Source organism: Acidiphilium sp. 20-67-58, assembly GCF_002255515.1.
Lineage (GTDB): Bacteria > Pseudomonadota > Alphaproteobacteria > Acetobacterales > Acetobacteraceae > Acidiphilium.
Map to the genome: position 1 here is coordinate 1 of NZ_NCAS01000090.1, position 3,931 is coordinate 3,931.

The window sequence follows — 3,931 nt, forward strand, 5'->3', positions numbered from 1 at the left end:
TGGCTGGTAGCCAACTATAGTTGGCTACCAGCCAACTATTCGTCAAGCAATTTCAGCCGCAATCCGGCAGGAAACCTAGGTTTTTTCCGAAAATCGTCCGGCGGTATCCTTATCCTAAGAAGATTTAGAAGAAAGAAGCGGAAAATCGCGGTGCGATTTGCCCATGATTGGCGGCCCTGACGGGCCGCACTGGTGGGGTTGTCAGGGGCCTCAGAAAGCCGCCTGAGATGGCTGTCAGGCCAGCAAGTGGCTCAGGGGGACGATGCGGGGAGGTCCGGGGCTTACTCGACCGTCTGGGGCGGCTCAGAAGGCGGCTGGTTGACGCCAAGGGGGTCAGGAGAGGGGGAAGGGACCAACCAGCCCTCAAACGCCTTCTGATCCTGTTCACGGACCATCCGAGCCATGAGAGCGGTGATCACCTTGGAGAAGCGATCATCCTTCCCGGCGGCATCGATGAGCAGCCCGCCGAGGATGACCTTGCGGCGCGTGTCCAGCCTGCGGGCCTGCTGGCTCGCCCGCGCTTCCAGATCGGCCAGCCTCGCCTTGGCCTGCGCAGCCCGCTTCCGGGCCGCCTCAATCTTGGCTTCGAGATCACTGGCCATCAGTAACCGACCCCTTTGCTATTCAGCGGCAAATGTGTAGGGGCGAACATATTCTCCCCATTAAATTTGACCGGCGGTGCAGCTAATTCGGATTCAGACCATGCGACAGTAGCCGCGTGGCAGTTCGCATTACCAGCCGATACGCTTTTACACTTTTTAAGTGTCTTCTGTAGCGCATGCGGATGTTTTTTGAACCACGCGACTGAGTGTGGGTGTGAGCAACCGGAGAGGCTGGCAGCGAGGATAAGACCGGCGGCAATTCTTCGCATTCTGATCTCCTTTGGCGTGAAACCTTGTGGCAGTGTAGCGGGGTTGACGATGTAGGTCGATGGATGTGACACTTCGAACGGTAGTGAGAAGTGCGCACTTATGCAAAGTCTTCGACTTTGCGCGCGGCCCCTCGCCGGGGCAGGCAAGAAAGGAAGCGTTGGCGGCTGTGGCGATCTATCATCTCTCGGTCAAGACGGTGAGCCGTTCGAGCGGTCGCAGCGCGGTTGCCGCTGCTGCCTACCGCTCCGGCATTCGTCTTGCCTGTGAGCGCGATGGCCGGACGCACGATTACACACGCAAACGTGGCGTTGTGGAATCGTTCATCGTCGCGCCCGCCGGTGCCGAGGCGTGGGCCTCGGACCGCTCGGCCCTGTGGAACCGGGCCGAAGCTGCGGAGACGCGGAAGAACAGCACGGTGGCGCGTGAATACGAGCTTGCCCTACCCGCCGAGCTTCCCGAGGGGGAGCGTGTGGCGCTGGCCCGGCGGTTCGCGGAGACCGTGGTTGAGCGGTTTGGCGTGGTTGCGGACGTGGCGTTGCATGAGCCGTACAGAGAGGGCGACGAGCGGAACTGGCACGCGCACATCCTGACCACGACACGGGCGGCGAACGAGAACGGGCTAGGGGGCAAGACGCGCCAGCTCGATGACCGGGCGACCGGCCCGGCGTTGGTAGAGGGGCTGCGGGAAGTCTGGGCCGAGCAGGTCAACGCGGCCCTGGAACGGGCGCAGGTGGAAGAAAGGGTGGATCACCGCAGCTTTGCCAGGCGTGGGCTTGAGCAAGCTCCCACGGTCCATCTGGGGCCTGCTGCGAGCGCGCTGGAGCGGCGCGGGGTTCAGACTGGTGTTGGTGATGTGAACCGGGCTGTAGTGGCCTCTGAAGAGGCACGAGAGGCGGTTCGACAGGCCGATGCCGAGGTGATCGACCTTGAACGCGAGCGCTGGCGACGCATGCCGCTAAACGCGCTCCAATGGGAGGTGAACACGCTACTGCCCGACCGGGAGGCGGCGAAGGCTGGGGCGTTGATGGCGGACCCGGCGTATCGTGAGGCGGAAAAAGCGGCTGAAACCGCCAGGGCTGGGGAGGCGAAGGCGCGGCTGGACCTGCTTGAGGCCACCGAGAGGTCAAATGGCTCTGAAGGACGATGGGGCGCGATCAGGGGCTTATTCAGCCGCTTGGGAGGTCTGATGTTCTGGCGGCAGGACAAAGAGGTTTCGGAAAACCCTGAGTCGAAGCGGATTCAGACCCAGATCGCCGAATGGACAGAGTTGGCCGCTGAACGGCAGGGCGTCCTGGACAGAGCGGAGAAACTGCACACCGAAGCCAGGTTGACCGTGGGCACGCTGTATAGCCGGATCGCGGGGCAGGTTGATGAGGCTTTAGCGCCTGAATACCGGCGGTATAGCGCGGCTCAATCCGTGCTCGATGAGCGGATCGAAGAGGACCGCCGCCGTGCCGCCGAAGCCGAGGCTGAGCGCCGCGCCGAGGAGATACGGCGGAGGGTTGATGCCGAGATCGAACGCGAACGCCGCGAGGCGGTCGAGCAGCGGCGGCAGGCTGAAATATTGGAAATCCGACAGATTGTCCGAGGGCTGGCGTCGATCAGGCCAACTGAAGAGGGCATCTTTCGGGTCAGGTTCGCAGACCTGCCACCAGAGGAACTAAAGCGGCAGCAAGACTTGCTGGAACGCTACCCTGAGGAGCGCAAAAGTGCGCTCAAGGCCGAAGTGTTCGAGCGTGAATTGCAGGCTAGTCGGGAGAAAGACCGAGGGTTCGATATGATGGACTAAGCCTCACGGAACGGTACTCAGTAGAAAAATACCTTCACGAAAATGACCGCCGATAAGGCCAAGGCGATCGCCGTCATCCAGATGATGACACGCATTTTGTCCATAAGGGACTGAACATCAACTTCCGATTTTGGCCGACGAAATGGGGATGGAACCTTAGACTTCCGGCCAGAAATCATCAGCCATCACCTGCTCGAAGGACCAAGGGCAAGTGGCAGGAAAGGTAGCTTTGGGCAGACCTGTTTCCGCATACGCTTCGCCTCGCGCGTCGATGTAAGCGTCGGCAAAAGCCTCTGGCAGCTTTGATTTCAGGCTGGGGTTGTCGGCCAGGTGGCGCGTGATCGCACGCCGTTGAGTGCCGATTGTGACCTCCCATGAAGCCCCGCGCCGGGCGGGCTGGTGCTGCCACTTGAGCAGGTGTGCGAGCAGGACCGTAAAGCGGTTTACAAGTTCGCGCTTCTCGGTTTTGCCCATGCTCTCGATTTCCTCGGCGATGTGTTCAATGTCGGCCTGCCCTAACTTCCCGGCGCGCAGAAGCCCGGCCTGTTCATTCGCCCAGGCGTAGAAATCTTGATCGTAGAGATTGGCGCTCATGCTGGGTCACTGCGATGACTTTGGTACGGCCCCGCTTAGTCCGAGATATCGCGCCGACCTTTTCGAGGAGAACGAGAGTTCTAGTCATGTCAGCCTTATCAACCCCCCGCATCTCTGCGAGATCGGCAGCGATTTTTGTGCACGCATAGCCCTGCCATTCGAGGTGCCGGGTGATGAGTAGAAGGGTCGCAAGGGCAGCGTCACGCTCTGCCGGGGTGGCGTTCGTTGCCATCAGGCGGGCCTGCACGGCGTCGATGTACTGGTGTCCAAGGCTCACGTTACCGCCTCCAAAGAAGTCAAACTCTAGCTGAACTGGGCGTTCGGCCATAGCTTTTAAGCCATGGCCGAGCAGCCTTGCTTGTGCTGCGCGGGCTGGATCGCGCTCGCCAAGCGCCGCCTGGTCAACGAGCAGAGCGGCCTGACCGTAGGTTCCTCGTCGGCGAAGCTGGCGTGCGGTCAGATCCTCGACCGGCGCGGCCGGGCGTGAGCGTGCCTGCTGACCGGCCAAAACCTCGGCCAAAGTTCGGGAAGGAGCACCTGCTCGCCGGTTGGCCTCCTGCACGTTCTGGGCGAGGCGGATATCGTCGTTCGAGTATCCCCGGCGACGCAGTTCGGCAGTGGTTATAGCCATGGGCGCGACTCCTGATAGTTGGCTGGTAGCCAACTATAGTTGGCT

6 protein-coding genes are annotated in these 3,931 nt (G+C 61.3%); 2 read left to right on the forward strand and 4 right to left on the reverse strand.

What is annotated here, in order from left to right; translation table 11 throughout:
* A partial coding sequence (locus B7Z76_RS15990; RefSeq protein ID WP_291345237.1) for a hypothetical protein occupies window positions 1-180 on the forward strand: 180 nt, incomplete at its 5' end.
* Between the two features lie 101 nt (window positions 181-281).
* Here B7Z76_RS15990 and B7Z76_RS15995 read toward each other — a convergent pair.
* Both B7Z76_RS15995 and B7Z76_RS16385 read right to left on the reverse strand, forming a co-directional pair.
* Window positions 282-602 carry a mobilization protein gene (locus B7Z76_RS15995; protein ID WP_291345239.1) on the reverse strand — a complete coding sequence of 107 codons (321 nt, stop codon included), beginning with the start codon at window positions 600-602 and terminating at the stop codon, window positions 282-284.
* Window positions 602-871, reverse strand: coding sequence for an EexN family lipoprotein (locus tag B7Z76_RS16385; protein ID WP_366925322.1), 270 nt, complete (start codon window positions 869-871; stop codon window positions 602-604). The genes B7Z76_RS15995 and B7Z76_RS16385 overlap by 1 nt, the downstream gene beginning before the upstream one ends.
* Window positions 872-930: 59 nt before the next feature.
* Here B7Z76_RS16385 and mobQ point away from each other — a divergent pair, with 59 nt between their 5' ends.
* Window positions 931-2,661: a MobQ family relaxase gene (gene mobQ, locus B7Z76_RS16000; RefSeq protein ID WP_291345241.1), complete on the forward strand. Its 1,731-nt coding sequence runs from the start codon at window positions 931-933 to the stop codon at window positions 2,659-2,661.
* Window positions 2,662-2,817: 156 nt separating this feature from the next.
* On the opposite strand, the gene B7Z76_RS16005 is transcribed toward mobQ, so the two are convergent.
* Window positions 2,818-3,255 (reverse strand): DUF29 domain-containing protein, encoded by a 438-nt coding sequence (locus B7Z76_RS16005; RefSeq protein WP_291345243.1) that lies wholly within the window; start codon window positions 3,253-3,255, stop codon window positions 2,818-2,820.
* Window positions 3,209-3,886 carry an ArsR family transcriptional regulator gene (locus B7Z76_RS16010; protein ID WP_291345245.1) on the reverse strand — a complete coding sequence of 226 codons (678 nt, stop codon included), beginning with the start codon at window positions 3,884-3,886 and terminating at the stop codon, window positions 3,209-3,211. The genes B7Z76_RS16005 and B7Z76_RS16010 overlap by 47 nt, the downstream gene beginning before the upstream one ends.
* Window positions 3,887-3,931 lie beyond the last annotated feature (45 nt).